At 61.0% G+C, this 16,282-nt stretch carries 12 protein-coding genes; 4 read left to right on the top strand and 8 right to left on the bottom strand.

Annotated features, from left to right (window positions below; genetic code table 11):
• Both DBIPINDM_RS39850 and DBIPINDM_RS39855 read right to left on the bottom strand, forming a co-directional pair.
• A complete protein-coding gene (locus tag DBIPINDM_RS39850) occupies positions 1-981 on the bottom strand; it encodes a bifunctional riboflavin kinase/FAD synthetase (protein WP_258584495.1) in 981 nt (326 codons plus the stop codon).
• A 6-nt stretch (positions 982-987) separates the two neighbouring features.
• Positions 988-1,848 carry a TIGR01459 family HAD-type hydrolase gene (locus tag DBIPINDM_RS39855; protein WP_258584496.1) on the bottom strand — a complete coding sequence of 287 codons (861 nt, stop codon included), beginning with the start codon at positions 1,846-1,848 and terminating at the stop codon, positions 988-990.
• A 299-nt stretch (positions 1,849-2,147) separates the two neighbouring features.
• Between DBIPINDM_RS39855 and DBIPINDM_RS39860 the strand changes: the two genes are divergently transcribed.
• The 3 genes from DBIPINDM_RS39860 (at position 2,148) to DBIPINDM_RS39870 (ending at position 7,137) form a co-directional block, all read left to right on the top strand.
• On the top strand, positions 2,148-4,100 hold the full coding sequence (locus DBIPINDM_RS39860) for a TadE/TadG family type IV pilus assembly protein (RefSeq protein WP_258584497.1): 1,953 nt from the start codon (positions 2,148-2,150) through the stop codon (positions 4,098-4,100).
• 198 nt (positions 4,101-4,298) lie between these two features.
• On the top strand, positions 4,299-6,284 hold the full coding sequence (locus DBIPINDM_RS39865) for a TadE/TadG family type IV pilus assembly protein (protein ID WP_258584498.1): 1,986 nt from the start codon (positions 4,299-4,301) through the stop codon (positions 6,282-6,284).
• A gap of 220 nt (positions 6,285-6,504) precedes the next feature.
• Complete coding sequence (locus DBIPINDM_RS39870) at positions 6,505-7,137, top strand: LysE family translocator (RefSeq protein WP_258584499.1); 633 nt, start codon at positions 6,505-6,507, stop codon at positions 7,135-7,137.
• 61 nt (positions 7,138-7,198) lie between these two features.
• Here the strand turns inward: DBIPINDM_RS39870 and DBIPINDM_RS39875 are convergent, their stop codons facing one another.
• The 3 genes from DBIPINDM_RS39875 to DBIPINDM_RS39885 form a co-directional block, all read right to left on the bottom strand.
• Positions 7,199-8,023 carry a DUF2189 domain-containing protein gene (locus DBIPINDM_RS39875; protein WP_258584500.1) on the bottom strand — a complete coding sequence of 275 codons (825 nt, stop codon included), beginning with the start codon at positions 8,021-8,023 and terminating at the stop codon, positions 7,199-7,201.
• 402 nt (positions 8,024-8,425) lie between these two features.
• The gene (gene mgtE, locus DBIPINDM_RS39880) at positions 8,426-9,796 is read right to left on the bottom strand and encodes a magnesium transporter (protein WP_258584501.1); all 1,371 of its coding nucleotides are present in this window, start codon (positions 9,794-9,796) and stop codon (positions 8,426-8,428) included.
• A 527-nt stretch (positions 9,797-10,323) separates the two neighbouring features.
• Entirely contained in the window at positions 10,324-11,628 is a 1,305-nt protein-coding gene (locus DBIPINDM_RS39885; protein WP_416361804.1) for an NRAMP family divalent metal transporter, read from the bottom strand.
• Positions 11,629-12,100: 472 nt separating this feature from the next.
• Here DBIPINDM_RS39885 and DBIPINDM_RS39890 point away from each other — a divergent pair, with 472 nt between their 5' ends.
• Positions 12,101-12,613 (top strand): CAP domain-containing protein, encoded by a 513-nt coding sequence (locus DBIPINDM_RS39890; RefSeq protein ID WP_258584503.1) that lies wholly within the window; start codon positions 12,101-12,103, stop codon positions 12,611-12,613.
• 71 nt (positions 12,614-12,684) lie between these two features.
• Here DBIPINDM_RS39890 and DBIPINDM_RS39895 read toward each other — a convergent pair whose 3' ends face one another.
• From DBIPINDM_RS39895 to DBIPINDM_RS39905, 3 genes are all read right to left on the bottom strand, one after another.
• Positions 12,685-14,220: a DHA2 family efflux MFS transporter permease subunit gene (locus DBIPINDM_RS39895; protein ID WP_258584504.1), complete on the bottom strand. Its 1,536-nt coding sequence runs from the start codon at positions 14,218-14,220 to the stop codon at positions 12,685-12,687.
• Positions 14,221-14,527: 307 nt separating this feature from the next.
• A complete protein-coding gene (locus DBIPINDM_RS39900; protein WP_258584505.1) occupies positions 14,528-15,706 on the bottom strand; it encodes an HlyD family secretion protein in 1,179 nt (392 codons plus the stop codon).
• A complete protein-coding gene (locus DBIPINDM_RS39905; RefSeq protein ID WP_258584506.1) occupies positions 15,703-16,176 on the bottom strand; it encodes a MarR family winged helix-turn-helix transcriptional regulator in 474 nt (157 codons plus the stop codon). The genes DBIPINDM_RS39900 and DBIPINDM_RS39905 overlap by 4 nt, the downstream gene beginning before the upstream one ends.
• Positions 16,177-16,282: the final 106 nt, after the last annotated feature.

Below are 16,282 nucleotides of genomic sequence, written 5' to 3' on the forward strand. Positions count from 1 at the left end.
TCAGAATGCAATGGCGGCGTCGAGCTGCGAAAGCGGCTTGACGCCGGCAAGCAGCGCCCTCGCCTCGGCTTCGTCGCGCTTCATCTGCATGACCAGCGCATCGAGCCCGTCGAATTTGATCTCGCTGCGCAGGAAGCCGAAGAACGAGACCTGGCAGGTCTCGCCGTAGAGATCGCCGGAAAAATCGAAGACGAAGGTTTCCAGCAGCGGTGCGCCATTGTCGTCGACGGTCGGGCGGCGGCCGAAGCTGGCGACGCCGTCATGCAGCGTGCCGTCGGCGCGCCGAAAGCGGACGGCATAGATGCCCTCCTTGAGGGTGGCTTCCGCGGGAAGCCTCATATTCGCCGTGGGAAAGCCGAGCGTTCGTCCAAGCTGCTGGCCGCCGACGACCTCGCTTTCCACCGTGAAGCGATAGCCGAGCAGACCGGCGGCCTCGGCCACCTCGCCATCGCAGAGCAGAGCCCGGATCCGGCTTGACGAAACCACCTCGGCGCCCTCGTCGCGAAAAGCGTCGACAAGCGTGACGCCGAAGCCATGGCGTTCGCCGGCTGCCATCAGATAGGCCGGTCCGCCCTGGCGGTCCTTGCCGAAATGGAAATCGAAACCGGTCACGGCGTGGGTGATGCCAAGTGTCCTCTCCAGCACGTTGGTGACGAAAGCTTCCGCCGACTGCGAGGCGAAGTCGCGTGTAAACGGCTGCTCGACGAGTGCGGCAAAGCCCAGCAAAGACAGCAGCCGCGCCTTCATCGACGGCGGCGTCAGCACGAACAGCGGTATGTCAGGCCTGAAGACCTTTCGCGGGTGCGGTTCGAAGCTCAGCACCAGGGCCGGCACGTCACGCCGCACAGCCTCGGCCAACGCCCGTTCGAGCACCGCCTGATGGCCACGGTGGACGCCATCGAAATTGCCGATCGCGACAACGCCGCCACGCAGATCGGCGGGCAGCGGCGAGGTTGCCGAGAGATGCTGGAAGGCTACCATTGACACCTACTGCAGTCTGACCATGACGGCCACCGGACGATAGCCGTGCCGTTCCAGGAAGAGCCCGAGCTTTGCCGGATCTGGCCGGGATGCATCGCCATAGTCACGGGCATGAATGCCGCCAGAGATATAGAGAACGTCGAAACCATTGTCCGCCGCGCCCTTCACGTCGGTCATCATCCCGTCGCCGATGGCCAATATCTGAGAACGCTCAACCGGCCGGCCAAGCACCTCCGCCACCTCCTTCATCGCCACGTCATAGACAGGCGCATAGGGCTTTCCCGCGATCAGCGTGCGGCCGCCAAACTGGGCATAGTCGCGCGCCAGGGCGCCGGCGCACCAGATGATCCGTTCGCCGCGCTCCACCATGATATCGGGATTGGCGCAGATGAATGGCAGGTTCCTGGCCCGCAATCGGCGCAAAAGGTCCGCATAATCCTGAGGCTTCTCGACCTCGTCGTTGAACAGCCCGGTGCAGACAACGCCGGCGGCTTCGAATTCCTCGACGAGATCGACATCGAGGCCGTCATAGAGGGTCAGATCGCGGTCGGCGCCGATGTGAAAGACCTTGCGTGGGCCCTCCGCGATCAGGTCACGGGTCACGTCGCCCGAGGTCACCACACGGTCGTAGGCTGACGGCGGAACGCCGATTGCGCTCATCTGAGCCACGACATCGGCGCTGCGGCGGGGCGAATTGGTGATCAGGACAACGGGGATACCGGCTGCCCTCGCCCTGGCCAGCGCCGCCGCGGCCGCCGGAAAATGCCATTCGCCATTGTGCACCACGCCCCAGACATCGCAAAGAATTGCAGAATAGGCCTTCGAGACGTCTTCGAGCGCGTCGACGATTTCAGGCGAATCCGCCATGCCGTTTCCTTCAATATGCGCGTTGCGAGTGCCGCGCGGCCGACGGTTCGCCGCAGCGGATTCGAATTATCCGAACCGATCCATGCTGTCACCAGCTTTCACCTGGAGATCGACGCGAAGGCGTCCCTGTCCACCCGATCGGCGCCATGTGTCGGCGCCAAAAGCCGCGACTGGACAGCGTTTGGTTAACGGGCGTTGAAGGGGCAGCTCGATCTTGGACATATTACGGCAACCTGAAATTTAACGATTTATGACACGGTCCTCACCAACAATTGATTTGGCGGGGGTGATTCAAGGCAATGATCCGGAGATTCGGAAGCGATCGGCGTGGCAATTATGCGCTGATGACCGTCCTCGCCATGGTACCACTCATGGGTGGCCTGGCGCTTGGCGTCGACTATACGGAAATGGTGCGTCAGCGACAGAACACCTTGAACGCCCTGGACGCCGCCGGTATCGCCACCGCCCAGCAGATCGTCGCTGGTGCCAGCGACGCCGACGCCAAGGCCTACGCCAAGAATTTCTTCGAAGCCAATCTCATGCATATCGATCCGGCCAACACCTCGCTGGCTGTGACGCTGCCCAACAACAACACCGGCGGCGGCACCTTAAAGCTTTGCGGCACACTGACCTACAAGCCCTACTTCCAGCCGACGGCGAGAATACTGCTGGGCGGCAGCGCCGGCGTCACCGACATCGCCTTCAACACATGCTCCGAAGTCCGCCTGAAGAATACGCTGGAAGTGTCCCTGGTGCTCGACAATTCCGGCTCGATGACCGACCTCGGCAAGGGTTCCAACAAGGTGCGGTTCGATCTTCTCAAGGATGCCGCCAAGCAACTGGTGGACCAGTTGGCCGGCCAGGCGCAGATGATGAAGCAGGTCACCAAACCGGTCCAGTTCAGCCTGGTTCCCTTCGCCGCTTCCGTCAATGTCGGCCCTGACAACGCCTCGGCGTCCTGGATGGACACCACCGGGATTTCGCCGATCCATCATGAGAATTTCGACTGGGCGAGCATGAGTTCGACCTATTCGTCCACCAAGTACGCGCAGAACATTGCCGGCGTCTGGTACGCCAAAGGCAGCGGCTGGGACGCGACCCAGAAAGACCTGCCGCTGACGCGTTTCTCCATCTACAATCAGATGAAGCGCACGGCGACGGCCACCTATGTCGCGCAATTCAGATGCACCGCTACCTATTCCAACGGCTCATGCAGAACTTGGCAAAGCGGCTACAACTACACCTACGGAAACGTCGCTTCCTGGGGCGGCTGTGTCGAGTCACGGCCCTATCCCTACAACATCAACGACACCGCGGCGGCGACCGGGACGCCTGCGACGATGTTCGTGCCGATGTTCGCACCCGATGAAACTGACCTCACCGACAACAACAACCCGGCTCGTCCCGCCAACAACAATTGGCTTACCGATGTGTCGACGGGCACGAGCGCAGTACGTCAGCGCTTCATGCCGAAATATTTTACCGATCCGGGCACCACGGTTACTCCAGCCTATGGCATGGATGCCGGCCCGAACACGAGTTGCAGCACCACGGCGATCACGCCGCTGACCGACGTTTCCACGACAGCTGGCGCGACCGCGGTGAAGGCGGCGATCGACGCCATGGCCGCTGACGGCGCCACCAATGTGCCGGAAGGCATGGCCTGGGGCTGGAGGACCCTTTCCAGCACTGCCCCGTTCACCGAGGGCAGGGCCGAGACGGAAAGAGGCAACGACAAAGTCCTGATCGTCCTGACCGATGGTGCGAACACGTATTACACACCTACGTCAGTGACGGCCCAGACCTACTCTGGAACCAACTGGGCCTACGGCGGCAACGATCTGGCGGGCAGCAAAGCCATCTATTCGGCGCTCGGCTACATCTTGCCTTTCAGCAGCGCTTACACCTATGGCCGGCTGTTCCTTGGCACCAGCAATAGTGTCACCAAGACCGACTATTCCAACGCCAATTACACCAAGGCGATGAACGAGTATTTCACCACGCTGTGCAACAACGCCAAAGCCGCCAACATCATGGTCATGACCATTGCGCTTGACCTGGATGCGACCAAGACCGCGGAAAAAACACAGATGGATGCGCTGAAGGCCTGCTCTTCGGATTCCCGCTTCAGCAAGGACCCAACCGACCCGAGCAAGCCGATGAAACTGTTCTGGAATTCGACCGGGGCAACGCTGTCCGACGACTTCAAGGCGATCGGCAACGAGCTGTCCAACCTGCGCATCGTCAGCTGATCCACCGATCTCGCCTATGAACGCCCTGCCTCGGCAGGGCGTTTTGTTTTGAACCGCATCGCGGCCGCTGCCCTTGCATTGGTTAGCGGTTGGTGAAGCGCCAGCCAAGCAATAGAGCGGTTTCCCAAACCCGTCCTTCAGCGTTTTGTGGAAAGCTGGCGCCGATCGAGAATCCGCCGGCGGGGGCCGCTGCAAGACATGCATGAACTTTGGCGCCAGTTCCGCCGCGACAGACGTGGCAACTATGCTCTTATGACTGCTGTGGCGATGGTGCCGCTGATGGGCGGCCTGGCGATTGCGGTCGACTTCACGGAAATGAACCGTGAAAAGCAGATGGTGACGAATGCACTCGACGCCGCCAACTTCGCCACGGCGCGACGGCTGACGGAAGGCGCGACCGACGACCAGTTGAGAGCCTATGCGCTCGACTTCTTCAATGCCAACCTGAACGATATCGATCCGGCCAGCGCGACGCTCAACGTCACCTTGCCGAGCAACACCAGCGGCGGCGGCCTGCTCACGATGACGGCGCAGCTTGCCTACAAGCCCTATTTCTATCCGGCCTTCGCCCAGCTCGTCGGTAAATCCGCAACCGATGCGAACCAAAGGATCAACTTCAACGTCACCTCCCAGGTGCGGCTGAAGAACACGCTGGAAGTTGCCCTGGTGCTCGACAATTCCGGATCGATGACCATGCTCGGCACGGGGTCGGGACAAAAGCGCATCGATCTTCTCAAGACCGCGTCCAAGCAGTTGGTCGACACGCTGGCCCAGCAGGCGGTCATGATCAAACAGGTCGACAAACCGGTGCAATTCGGACTGGTGCCCTTTGCCGCTTCGGTCAATGTCGGCCCCAGCAATGGCAACGCATCCTGGATGGACACCGAGGGCCTGTCGCCGGTGTCGAACGAGAATTTCGACTGGTCGACGCTGAACGCCGCCAACAAATACGCGCAGCAGACCAACGGCATCTGGTACAAGCGCGGCACAGGTTGGGGCAGCGAAGAAGGCCAGATGCTGACCCGGTTTTCACTCTACCGGGACATGAAGGTCGTCACCAACCACCAGCGTGTCGTCAACAGCAAGCGCGTGGTTTGCGACGCATACAATTCGAACAACACCTGCAAAAGCAGCCACGACGAGTATGACTACATCGATTCCTACGGCCCGTTCGCCAGCTGGCAGGGCTGCGTGGAGGCCCGGCCCTACCCCTACAATGTCAACGACACCCCGCCGTCAGGCGGCTCGGCCAACACCGGCATAGGTGTCGGCGATCCGGCAACGATGTTCGTGCCCATGTTCGCCCCCGACGAGCCCGGCAATCACTGGAAGCTCACCCAGAACCCCAACGAGGCCGCACCGGTGACCTACGGGGCGGTGAACAGCTGGTGGAATGACGATCCTTCGAGCAGCACCGGCCAATCACGGCTGCGCAACATGGCCAAATATTTCCAGCCGCGGCCGATCGATGCGCCGGCTCTGCCCACTGGCAACGGCCCGAACTACAGCTGCACCACCGGTCCAATCACACCGCTGACCGACGTCAGCGTCGCCGATGGGCAAACCGCAATCAAAGCCGCGATCGACCTGATGCAGCCGAATGGCGGCACCAATGTTCCCGAGGGCCTGGCGTGGGGCTGGCGGGTCGTTTCAAGCGGCGAACCGTTCACGCAAGGGCGCCCGGAAACGGAAAAAGGCAACGACAAGGTGGTGATCGTGCTGACCGACGGCGAGAACACCTACTATACGCCGTCCTCGCTGGGTTATTCAGATCCCGCCAACTCGAAATCGACCTATGCGTCCTACGGCTACCTCAACCCCGGCTACAACGGCACCTCGGTCGGCCGCATGTTCATGGGCACGTCAAGCGCCATCGGTCAGTTCGATTATTCGAACGGCAATTACACCAATGCGCTCAACGAGCAGATGGCAACGCTTTGCAACAACGCAAAGGCTGCCAACATCCTGGTGATGACGGTGGCACTCGACCTGTCGACAACCAAGGCCAGCGACAAGCTGGCGATCGATGCGTTGAAATCCTGCTCGTCGGACTCGCGCTTCCGCAAGGATCCGACGGATCCGAGCAAGCCGGCGAAGCTGTTCTGGAATGCGACCGGCGCCAGCCTGTCGAACGATTTCAAGGAAATCGGCAACGAACTGTCGAACCTGCGGGTGGTCGGCTAAAGCGCGTCGCATCGAAACGGATTCATGCGACGCGCTTTAGGTCCTTGTTTCTATGCATGTCGTTCTCCCAAAACCGAGGTCACTTTTGGGCGACATGCATGAACCGCTCCTCTGGCGCAACGCCTGGCGCCGCCAAGCCCTTGCGGGCGCCTGCCGTGACAGGCACATATTGGTCGCTCGCGAGATCGCGCATCCATCGCGGCACGCTTGGGGACGAACAATGCCCGATATCGCCAACCATCTCGCCTTCGCGCTGGTCTGCCTCGGCATGGTGCTGACGCCAGGGCCGAACATGATCTACCTGATCTCGCGCTCGCTGTCGCAAGGGCCGAAGGCTGGACTGATCTCGCTTGGCGGGGTCGCGGTCGGCTTCCTGTTCTATGTGGTGTCGGCGGCGTTCGGCATCACCGCACTGCTGCTTGCCGTGCCCTTCGCCTATGATGCGCTGCGCTTTGCCGGCGTGCTCTATCTCTTGTGGTTGGCCTGGCAGGCCGTGAAGCCTGGCGGGCGTTCGCCGTTCCAGGTGCGTGACCTGCCGAAAGACAGGCCGCGCAAGCTGTTCGCCATGGGGCTGATGACCAATCTGCTCAATCCGAAGGTGGCGGTGCTCTATCTGTCGCTGCTGCCGCAATTCATCAGCATCGGCAAAGGCCATGTCCTGTCGCAGCTGCTGGTTCTGGGCGCGACGCAGATCACGATCAGCCTGACCGTCAATGCCATCATCGCGGTTACGGCCGGGTCGATCGCCACCTTCCTTGCCGGACGGCCATTGTGGCTGGTCATCCAGCGCTGGATGATGGGAGGCGTGCTGACGGCGCTGGCGCTGAAGATGGCGACCGACGCGCAGCGCTGAGCCCCTCCGGCAGAGCATGATCCCAAAACCGGTTCCCACTTTTGGGGATTGATGCTCTGGTCTACATCGGCCGGCGGATCGGCCGGATCTGCGCCGGCTCGATCACCTTGCGGTAGAGATGCCAGGTGGCATGGCCCAGGATCGGCATGACCACCGCCAGCCCGGCAAACAGCGGGATGGAGCCGATCACCAGAAGCACGGCGACCAGCAGCCCCCACAGCGCCATCTGCAGCGGGTTTGCCATCACCGCGCGGGCCGAGGTCTCGATTGCCGAGACGGCACCGACATCACGGTCGAGCATCAGCGGAAAGGCGATCACCGTTGTGGCCAGCACCACCACGGCAAAGACGAAACCGGCCGCATTGCCAAGCAGAATCAAGGTCCAGCCCTTGCCGGTCGTCAGCACGTCGCGGACAAAGGCGCCGATCGAGGCCGGCGGCTGCTCGCCGAACAGGCTGGTGTAGATCGATTGCGCGGTGAACAGCCACAACAGGAACAGCACAAACAGCATGATGCCGATGACCGCGATCGACGGCAGCGCCGGGGAACGGCGCACATCCAGTGCATGGCGCCAATCTGTGTTTATGCCGAGCTCGCGCCGGCGGCTGATTTCGTAAAGCCCGATCGCGGCAAAAGGCCCGACCAGGGCAAAGCCCGACATCAAGGGATAGACAAGCTGGATGGCATTGGAGCCCGACGTCCACTGCGTCAGGATCAGGCCGACGATCGGATAGATCAAACACAGAAACACATAGTGGGACGGTTTTGCCCAGAAATCCTCGGCGCCGAGCCTGAGCGCGTCCCAGAGATCCGTCGTGGTGATGCGGCGCACCGTGGGCTGCACATGCATCCCATACGCGTCCGCCATGACATGAAAGCCGGCCATAACCATCCTCCCGTGTGTCGGGGGCGGTCACCGCCGTGAGGCCGCCCGTAGCTGCCACTTCAAGAACGATGGCATGATAGCCCATTTGCCGGCGATTGTCTTAACGTTCGTCCGCTACCTCATCCGTCCCTATCGGCGCACCGATTGTGATAGCTGCGGCGCAGCAGCCTGATGCCGGCACGATCCAGGCGGGACGAAATCCACAGAGCACACCGCAGGCCTCTTCGGCCGACCATGCCGCGCCAATAGCTTCTGGCCGCAGTGCGCAGGAGACTGTGGCTAACCATAAGAAGGGCTCGCGAAAGCCGCAGGCAGAGCCGCTCGTATAGCGCGGAATTCACAGCGGAAAGACCAATCATTGTTGCCCCCCGCTCCAAAGAATCGCGCCGACCTGTACTGAAGTTAGAGCAGCGTTCCACGCAGGAAGATCAGCGCCACGGTGAAATAGATCACTAGGCCGGTCACGTCGACGAGGGTGGCGACGAATGGCGCCGAGGCGCTGGCCGGGTCGAAGCCGAGTCGCTTGAGGATGAAGGGCAGCATTGATCCCGACAGCGAGCCGAAAGTGACGATGCCGACCAGGGCAGCGCCGATGGTCAGCGCCAACAACAGCCAGTGCTCGCCATAGTCGTAGATCCCGAACTTCTGCCATACCGTGATGCGGATGACGGCAATGACGCCCAGAATGGCGCCGAGCGCCATGCCTGTCGGCAGTTCGCGCAAGGCAATTCGCCACCAGTCGCGCAAGCGTATTTCACCAAGCGCGAGCGCCCGGATGATGAGCGAGGTGGCCTGAGAACCGGAATTGCCGCCCGAACTCATGATCAAGGGGATGAAAAGCGTTAGCACGATCGCCTTCTCCAGTTCCCCTTCAAAATATTGCATGGCATTGGCGGTCAGCATTTCGCCAAGAAACAGCACTGCCAGCCAGCCGCCGCGTTTTCTCAACATCTCGAAGATGCCGATCTCCATGTATGGCTGGTCGAGCGCTTCCATGCCGCCGAATTTCTGAGCATCTTCGGTGCCTTCCTGAACGATCGCGTCGATGATGTCGTCGACGGTGACGATGCCGAGAACATGATGTTTGGCGTCGACGACCGGAAGCGCCAGCAGGTCGTATTTGGAGATCAGACGCGCCACTTCCTCGCGATCCATCAGCGGCGTGACGTAGAGCGGTTTGCGCGGCGGCGTGATCGAGACAATCGAGGCGGACGGTTCTCCGGTGATCAACTTCCGCAATGGCACGGCCTTCAGAAGCGTCTTGGATTTGGGATCGAGGACGTAGATGGAATAGACCGTCTCCCGAGTGCGCTCAACGAGGCGGATATGCTCCAAAGTCTGGGCCACCGTCCAAGTCGCGGGCACGCTCACAAATTCCGTCGTCATGAGACTACCGGCCGAATGCTTGGGATAGGCCAGGAGTTGGCTGATCGAGGTGCGCGTGTCGGCCTTCAGCGCTGACAGCAGGTCGTCACACTCGGAGGAGTCGAGACGCCGGAAGATGTCGGCCCTTTGATCGGCCGACATGCCTTCGAGGATCGCGGTGGCCAGCGGCCTCGGCATCATGTGGATCAGCTCGGCGGGCTCATCGAGGCCCGGCTGGTCGAAGATGTCTATCGCGCGATCGAGCGGCAGCAAGGCCAACACCTCGACCGCCTCTTCGGGCGAACATTGATTGAGGATTTCGACGCTGTCGGCGACATATTCGTTGGGGAGACGCGCGGCGAGGGCTGCGGCGTCGAAGGGCTCGGTCAGTTCGAGGTTCGTGTCCATTAGTCACCCAAAAATCGGCCACTGCCGGCAGAACATGATGTAGAACCTCAGCCACCAATCGACCACTGTCGTTTGGTGCTGGAGCCGGAATTCCTTTGCGTAGCAGTCATTCGATGAGCGTTTTGGCGTTGCCGGTCAATCCAATCATGGTGAAAAATGGTGGCCACGTTCAAATATTCCTGAGTATGTTGCGCTGGGGATTTTCGTAGTGACGGCCCATCCGAGAACGCGCTGGCCTTGTCGGATCGCGATGCAAAACCTGTTTGGCTACCAGAGACGCCGCTCCTTCATCTTCCGGGCGGCTCAAGACCTGCTTTCCCACGCCATGAGTTGGTCAGCACGCACTGTTCCAAACGCTTCGCGGTCGCGAAGAAACGCCCGGTCATATGGTGAGTGATCAGCGTTCGGCGATAAAGCCACCGCATGACACCGAGCGTGGCAACCGCGAGAAGTTAAAGGCAGCGCGCAACATAGGAGATCAAACCGAGCCTTACGAGATGTAGGTATCGATCGAACCTTCATCCTTCCTAGCTGAAAATGAACATAGCGACTGTTGCGCCAGCCATGATCGCGGTGACCGCCCATCCGAGAACGCGCTGGCCAGGCGTCGCCACGAATTGGCCCATCTCATGGCGGCGAGAAGCTACCACCATCATCGCAGTCATGATGGGCACCGATATTACCCCATTGATTACTGCAGTCCAGAACAGCGCCTTGATTGGATCGATCGGTGAATAGTCGACAGCGATGCCGAGCAACGTTGCCAGGCCGATCACAGTGTAAAAACCCACTGCCTGCCACGGCTTGTTTTCGAGACCAGTCTTCCAGCGCCGAGACTCGCCGATCGCGTAAGCGGCCGAGCCCGCCAAAACCGGGATTGCGAGAAGACCTGTGCCAACGATGCCAAGACTGAAGAGCAGAAAGGCGAAGTCGCCGGCTACGGGCCGCAGCGCGTTGGCAGCGTCAGCGGCGGTCTGGATGTCCGTCTTGCCACTGGTGTACAGCGTAACGGCCGTCGTGAGGATGATGAAGAAGGCGATCAGGTTGGAGAAACCCATGCCGAGATAGGTGTCCCACTGGATTCGGCCCAACTCGCGTGGTGCTTGGGAAGGTTTTTCTAGCAGGGACTTGCTCGCGGCGTCAGCCTCCTCGTCCTCCACCTCTTCCGATGCCTGCCAGAAGAAGAGATAGGGGCTGATGGTGGTTCCGAGGATCGCCACCACCATCGTGATCATGTCGCCGGTGAAACTGAGCCGGGGCGCAACAGTCCGCAGGGCAACGTCGCCCCAATCGATATGGACGGTGAAAACAACCCCGACATAGGCGAACAACACCAACGTCAGCCATTTCAGATAGCGAACATAGAGGTGATAGGGGATGAACAATTGCAGGACGAGCGAGACGACGGCAAATCCAAGGGTAAATGAGTGCTGGCCCCAACCAAGCACGAGCTTTGCTGCCGCACCCATCGCCGCCAGATCGGCGCCGATGTTGATCGTGTTGGCGATGAACAGCAGCGCCACCAGGATCATGACGACCCAAGCCGGAAATACGCGGCCCATATTGGCAGCAAGCCCATGTCCTGTAACGCGGCCGATCCGTGCGCTAATCATCTGTATCGCGCACATGAGCGGATAGGTGAAGACCATGCTCCAAAGCATGTTGAGGCCGAACTGGGCGCCGGCCTGCGAATAGGTCGCGATGCCGCTGGGGTCGTCGTCGGCCGCCCCTGTGATGAGCCCTGGTCCTAGCCGCTCTATCAGGGCTGCTCGGCGTAGCCGATGCACAACGGGTCGGCGCAATTTGGGGCTGGAGGACCGCTTCGCTTCAATTGTCACAGCCCCAATCCCTCTACCCCAATCAGAAAAGCGAAGTCGACGGGAATTCTTTCGTGATCATGCCAGCTTCCATAAGACGAGAAGAGACAGGAAAAGAGTGGCGATCGCTTCATCCAATAGGTGACTGTCGGCGCGTGAAATGGCGTCTGCCGAGCTATAGCAATACCAACGTCCAACAAAGCGGCGAGAACCAGCAAGTTGGCCAGCGTCCGGCCAAATCCCCATCGCCACAGCGCCGACGCGAGACATACAAAAAAGGCGAGCTTAAGCAGGAAGCGTGTCAAGACATACCGACTTGCGGGATCCAGTAAAGTTCGCATCTCTTCCAACAGAGGGTTGCCGAAAATTTCGCTGGTGCAAGGCAAATAACCTTCCAACCAACGCAACGGTTCCGATCGCTGTGCAATTTGCGATTTTCACCGCGCCCTGCCCGGCAAAAGCCATGATCGCGACTATTCAGGCAGGCATGAGCGTTGCAGAAACCGAGAATCAACAAGCAAATTTGAACAGACGCATGCTGCTGAGGGGTGCCGGCCTTGCAGCGCTTGGCGGCATCGCCGCCTGCAGCACAGTCTCCCTGCCTACCGGCGAAGGCGCCGGGGTCTCTTCCTCCGCCACCAGCACGCTGGCGAGTATCCGCGCCACCGCAGGGTTGGGGCCGCTCGTTCCCGATGCGCAACTGGAGCAAGCAGCACTGCAGCAGGCCGGCTACATGGCATCGCGAGAGCGCATGAGCCACACGACAGGCTGGGGCAAGGATTTCGCCTCGCGCATGAAGGACAATGGCGTGCGGGGAGCCGCGGCCGAGAACATCGCCGAAGGCCGCTTCGACCAGCAGAAACTGTTCGACATCTGGATGCATTCGCAGGGCCACCGGCGCAACATACTCGATCCGGATTTCAGCCGCTTCGGGCTCGCCTATGTCCGCGACGGACGTGACCCCAACCTGCGTTATTGGTCGCTGGTTCTCGGCAAATAGAGCTTTCCGGCCCGCCTGCTCGTCGCCTTGATTCTCCGTCTTGCCACGGAGACTCAAGCGACAGCGCCTCCTTAGTCCATATGCGCTGCAGGTGCGGCGCCGCCGGCCGGCGCAGCCTTCGGCTTGCGCAGGAGGAAGACGAACGGGATGGCGAGCAGCGTCATCACCATCAGGATTTTGAAGTCATTGACATAGGAGATCATCATCGCCTGGAGATTGACCATGCGATCGACCTCCGACAGCGCCATCGGATCACCGCTCGCGGCCGCTGGCGAGACCGCCCAGAGGTTTGGATTGAACGGGTTGATGAAGGCTGAAAGCTCGGCATGGTTAATCTGCGTGTTGCGCACCAAGAGCACCGTCACGACCGAGACGCCGATCGATGAGCCAAGGTTGCGCACCAGGCTGAACAATGCGGTTGCATCGGTGCGGTAGCGTGCGTCGAGCGTGGCGAAGGCAACCGTCGACAGCGGCACGAACACCATTCCCATGCCCAGGCCCTGGATGACACCGGAGCTGATGATCAGCCAATTGTCCATCTGCGGGGTGAAGCTCGCCATTGTGTAGAGCGACTGCGCGGTCAGGAGAAAGCCGATGACGACGAGAATTCTGGCGTCGATCTTTCCCATGATGCGCCCAACGACGAGCATCGAGATCATCGTGCCAAGACCGCGCGGACCTATGACGATACCGATGGTGATGGTCGGATAGCCGAAGATGGTCGACAGCATTGGCGGCAGCAGCGACATGGAGGCCAGGATCAGCACGCCCATGACGAAGATGAACGCCAGGCCGGTCACGAAATTTTGGTCGAGGAAAATCTTCGGATCGATGAAGGGATGTTCAGATGTCACTGTGTGAATGATGAACACCCAGAAGCCAGTGATGGCCAGGCCGAGTTCGATCCATATCTCGACCGAGGAAAACCAGTCGACCTCGCCGCCGCGATCCAGCATCAGCTGCAGCGCGCCGACGCCGAGTGATATCATGGCAAAGCCGAAGAAATCGAAGCTGCGCACCCGCCGGGCAACGGCCGGCAGATAGGCCGCCATGCCAAGGAAGGCGACGATGCCGACCGGCAGGTTGATGAAGAACACCCAGCGCCAGTTGAAATTCTCGGTCAGCCAGCCACCCAGCGTCGGGCCCAGGATCGGTCCCAGCATGATGCCGGCGCCCCAGATAGCCATGGCCTGGCCATGACGCTCCTTGGGGTTGATGTCGAGCAGGAATGTCTGCGACAGCGGCACGATGGCGGCGCCGAACACGCCTTGCATCAGCCGGAACAGCACGATGGTTTCGAGGCTCCATGCCAGGCCGCACAGCATGGAGAAGATGGTGAAGCCGACAACGGCCGTCAGGAACAATTCCTTGCGGCCGAAGCGGTCGGCGAGCCAGCCGGTGACGGGCGTCATGATGGCGGCGGCGACGATGTAGGAGGTCAGCACCCAGTTGATGTTGTCCGGAGAGGCGCCGAGATCGCCGGTCATGGTCGGCAGCGCGACGTTGGCGATCGTGGTGTCGAGCGCCTGCATGATCGTCGCCAGCATCAGCGCAACCGTGATCAGGCCGCGATGCGGCACTTCTCGAAATGGTTCTGGCGTGCTCATGATGCGGAACTTCCAGCAGGTAACAAAAACGTGTACACAGGGTTTCCGGGCGGCAAAGCCTTCCGTTGAGAGACCCTCATCGCGGTGGGACGCGATTATCGATGTGGGGGTTACATCGACCGAAAGTCTCTGATGAGCGGATGCCTGCCGCCCGGAAACATGAGGACCGACGGGTCCGTGTCGAAGATTTCAGCTTTCGCCAGGCCGCGACGCGGCTCGAACCAAGCGCTGATCCTTCCCACTCCTACCATCAGACCAATCCTGCTATCCGCTTCCACCCGCTGGTCTGCGCGGGCTTCCACCGACTTTACTGCGCGGCCTCGCCGGCCGTGGCGTGGCCGAATATGGCGGGAAAGCCACGGGCAACGCCGGTATCGACGGTGACAGAGGCGCTCATGCCGGTCCGCAGCGCCATCTTGGCGTCGGGATCGGTCAGTTCCAGGCGCACCGGGATGCGCTGCGTGACCTTGACCCAGTTGCCGGTGGCGTTCTGGGCGGGCAGCAGCGAAAACTCCGCGCCCGTTCCCGCACCGATCGCCTTGACCGTCGCCTCGAAAGTCTTGCCCGGATAGGTATCGACGACGATCTCGGCTTTTTGGCCCGGCTTCATGTTGGTGAGCTGGGTTTCCTTGAAATTGGCATCGATCCAGGTGTCGTCGGTCTCGACCAGCGAAAACAGCGGCGTGCCGGAGCCGACGAACTGACCGACCTTGAAGGAGGAGGCCTGGGAGATGACGCCGTCAGCGGGCGCCTTCACCGTGGTCTGCGCCAGGTTGTAGGCAGCCTTGTCGCGCGCGGCGAGTGCGGCCATCACGGTCGGATGCTTGTCGGTTTCGATGTCAGGGTTGCCGCCGAGCGCGGCCTTGGCACTGATGATGCCCTGCTGGGCAACGGCGACCTGCTGCTTTGCCTTGTCGAGCTCGTTGCGGGCCTCATCCAGCGACGATTTGGCGTTGATGCCTTTCTGGGCGAGATCGGCGGCGCGATCGTATTGCGACTGGGCGTAGTCGACCTCGCTGCTGGCGGACTTTTCCTGCGCCGTCGACTGGCTGTAGGCAGCGCGCAGCTGCTCGACATTGAGGCGCGCGCCGGCAACCGCGGCGTCGGCCTGGGCAAGCGCGATCCGGTAAGGCTCGGGGTCGATGGTGAACAGAAGGTCGCCCTGCTTGACCATCTGATGGTCCGATATGGCAACCTGGACGATGCGGCCGGCCGTATCCGAGGCGATCGACACCTTGGCCTGCTGCAGATTGGCGTTCTCTGTCTCCTGATAGCGACCACCGGTCACCCAGACATAGCCGCCACCGATGATCAGCACTGCCGGCAAGGCAAACATCAAAAAGAAGCGGCCTATGCGGCGCTTCTTCTTCGGCGCCAGGACCGGCTCTATGGGAGGAGCGACCGCAACAGGAACAGCAACCGGCTGGGCCGGCGCTTCCATCTCCACCTTGGCGGCGTTTTCGTCGACTTTGGCTACCGCGTTCATGCTGCTGCGCCTTTCGTAGGCTCGACTTTTTCCGCGCTATCGCCGTCGGCGAGATTCTGTGCCATCGCATCGAGCGCCCTAATCAGAACGCGACGGTCCTCCGGCGAAACGCCGATAAGCGATTCCTCATAAACTTCGCCGGCGAGGCTCTTGACCTCGGCATAGGCCGCGCTCGCCTTGGCGGTCGGGAAAATCATGCGCACGCGGCGGTCGGCGGCGTCGGCGCGGCGCTCGATCCAGCCGCCCTCCTCCATCCGGTCGACAAGGCGCGAGACGCTGATCGGCTCGATTTCGAGCAGTTCAGCGAGCCGGGCCTGGGTAACGCCCTCCTCTTTGGCGACACGCACCATAAGGCGCCATTGCGCGGACGACAGGCCAAGCCCGCTGGCGCGCGTCTCGAAACGCTTGCGCAGCAGACGCTGCACGTCGTGGATCAAAAATCCCAGTCTATCTATGCCATCTGAAACCATGAGCGGTATATATAATAAGCGTGCTTACTATTCAAGTCGCCGCGTTGTTCGAGAGTCGGCAAATGTGCATGACAGCCGCGCAGCGCGATCGTGATTGGCGATCGGC

The sequence above is a fragment of the Mesorhizobium sp. AR02 genome, assembly GCF_024746835.1.
Classification (GTDB): Bacteria; Pseudomonadota; Alphaproteobacteria; order Rhizobiales; family Rhizobiaceae; genus Mesorhizobium.

Excerpts from the sequence above, each read along its gene's own strand:
- DBIPINDM_RS39850 (WP_258584495.1), bottom strand. The coding sequence starts at position 981 with ATGGTAGCCTTCCAGCATCTCTCGGCAACCTCGCCGCTGCCCGCCGAT.
- DBIPINDM_RS39855 (WP_258584496.1), bottom strand. The coding sequence starts at position 1,848 with ATGGCGGATTCGCCTGAAATCGTCGACGCGCTCGAAGACGTCTCGAAG.
- DBIPINDM_RS39860 (WP_258584497.1), top strand. The coding sequence starts at position 2,148 with ATGATCCGGAGATTCGGAAGCGATCGGCGTGGCAATTATGCGCTGATG.
- DBIPINDM_RS39865 (WP_258584498.1), top strand. The coding sequence starts at position 4,299 with ATGCATGAACTTTGGCGCCAGTTCCGCCGCGACAGACGTGGCAACTAT.
- DBIPINDM_RS39870 (WP_258584499.1), top strand. The coding sequence starts at position 6,505 with ATGCCCGATATCGCCAACCATCTCGCCTTCGCGCTGGTCTGCCTCGGC.
- DBIPINDM_RS39875 (WP_258584500.1), bottom strand. The coding sequence starts at position 8,023 with ATGGCCGGCTTTCATGTCATGGCGGACGCGTATGGGATGCATGTGCAG.
- mgtE (WP_258584501.1), bottom strand. The coding sequence starts at position 9,796 with ATGGACACGAACCTCGAACTGACCGAGCCCTTCGACGCCGCAGCCCTC.
- DBIPINDM_RS39890 (WP_258584503.1), top strand. The coding sequence starts at position 12,101 with ATGAGCGTTGCAGAAACCGAGAATCAACAAGCAAATTTGAACAGACGC.
- DBIPINDM_RS39895 (WP_258584504.1), bottom strand. The coding sequence starts at position 14,220 with ATGAGCACGCCAGAACCATTTCGAGAAGTGCCGCATCGCGGCCTGATC.
- DBIPINDM_RS39900 (WP_258584505.1), bottom strand. The coding sequence starts at position 15,706 with ATGAACGCGGTAGCCAAAGTCGACGAAAACGCCGCCAAGGTGGAGATG.
- DBIPINDM_RS39905 (WP_258584506.1), bottom strand. The coding sequence starts at position 16,176 with ATGGTTTCAGATGGCATAGATAGACTGGGATTTTTGATCCACGACGTG.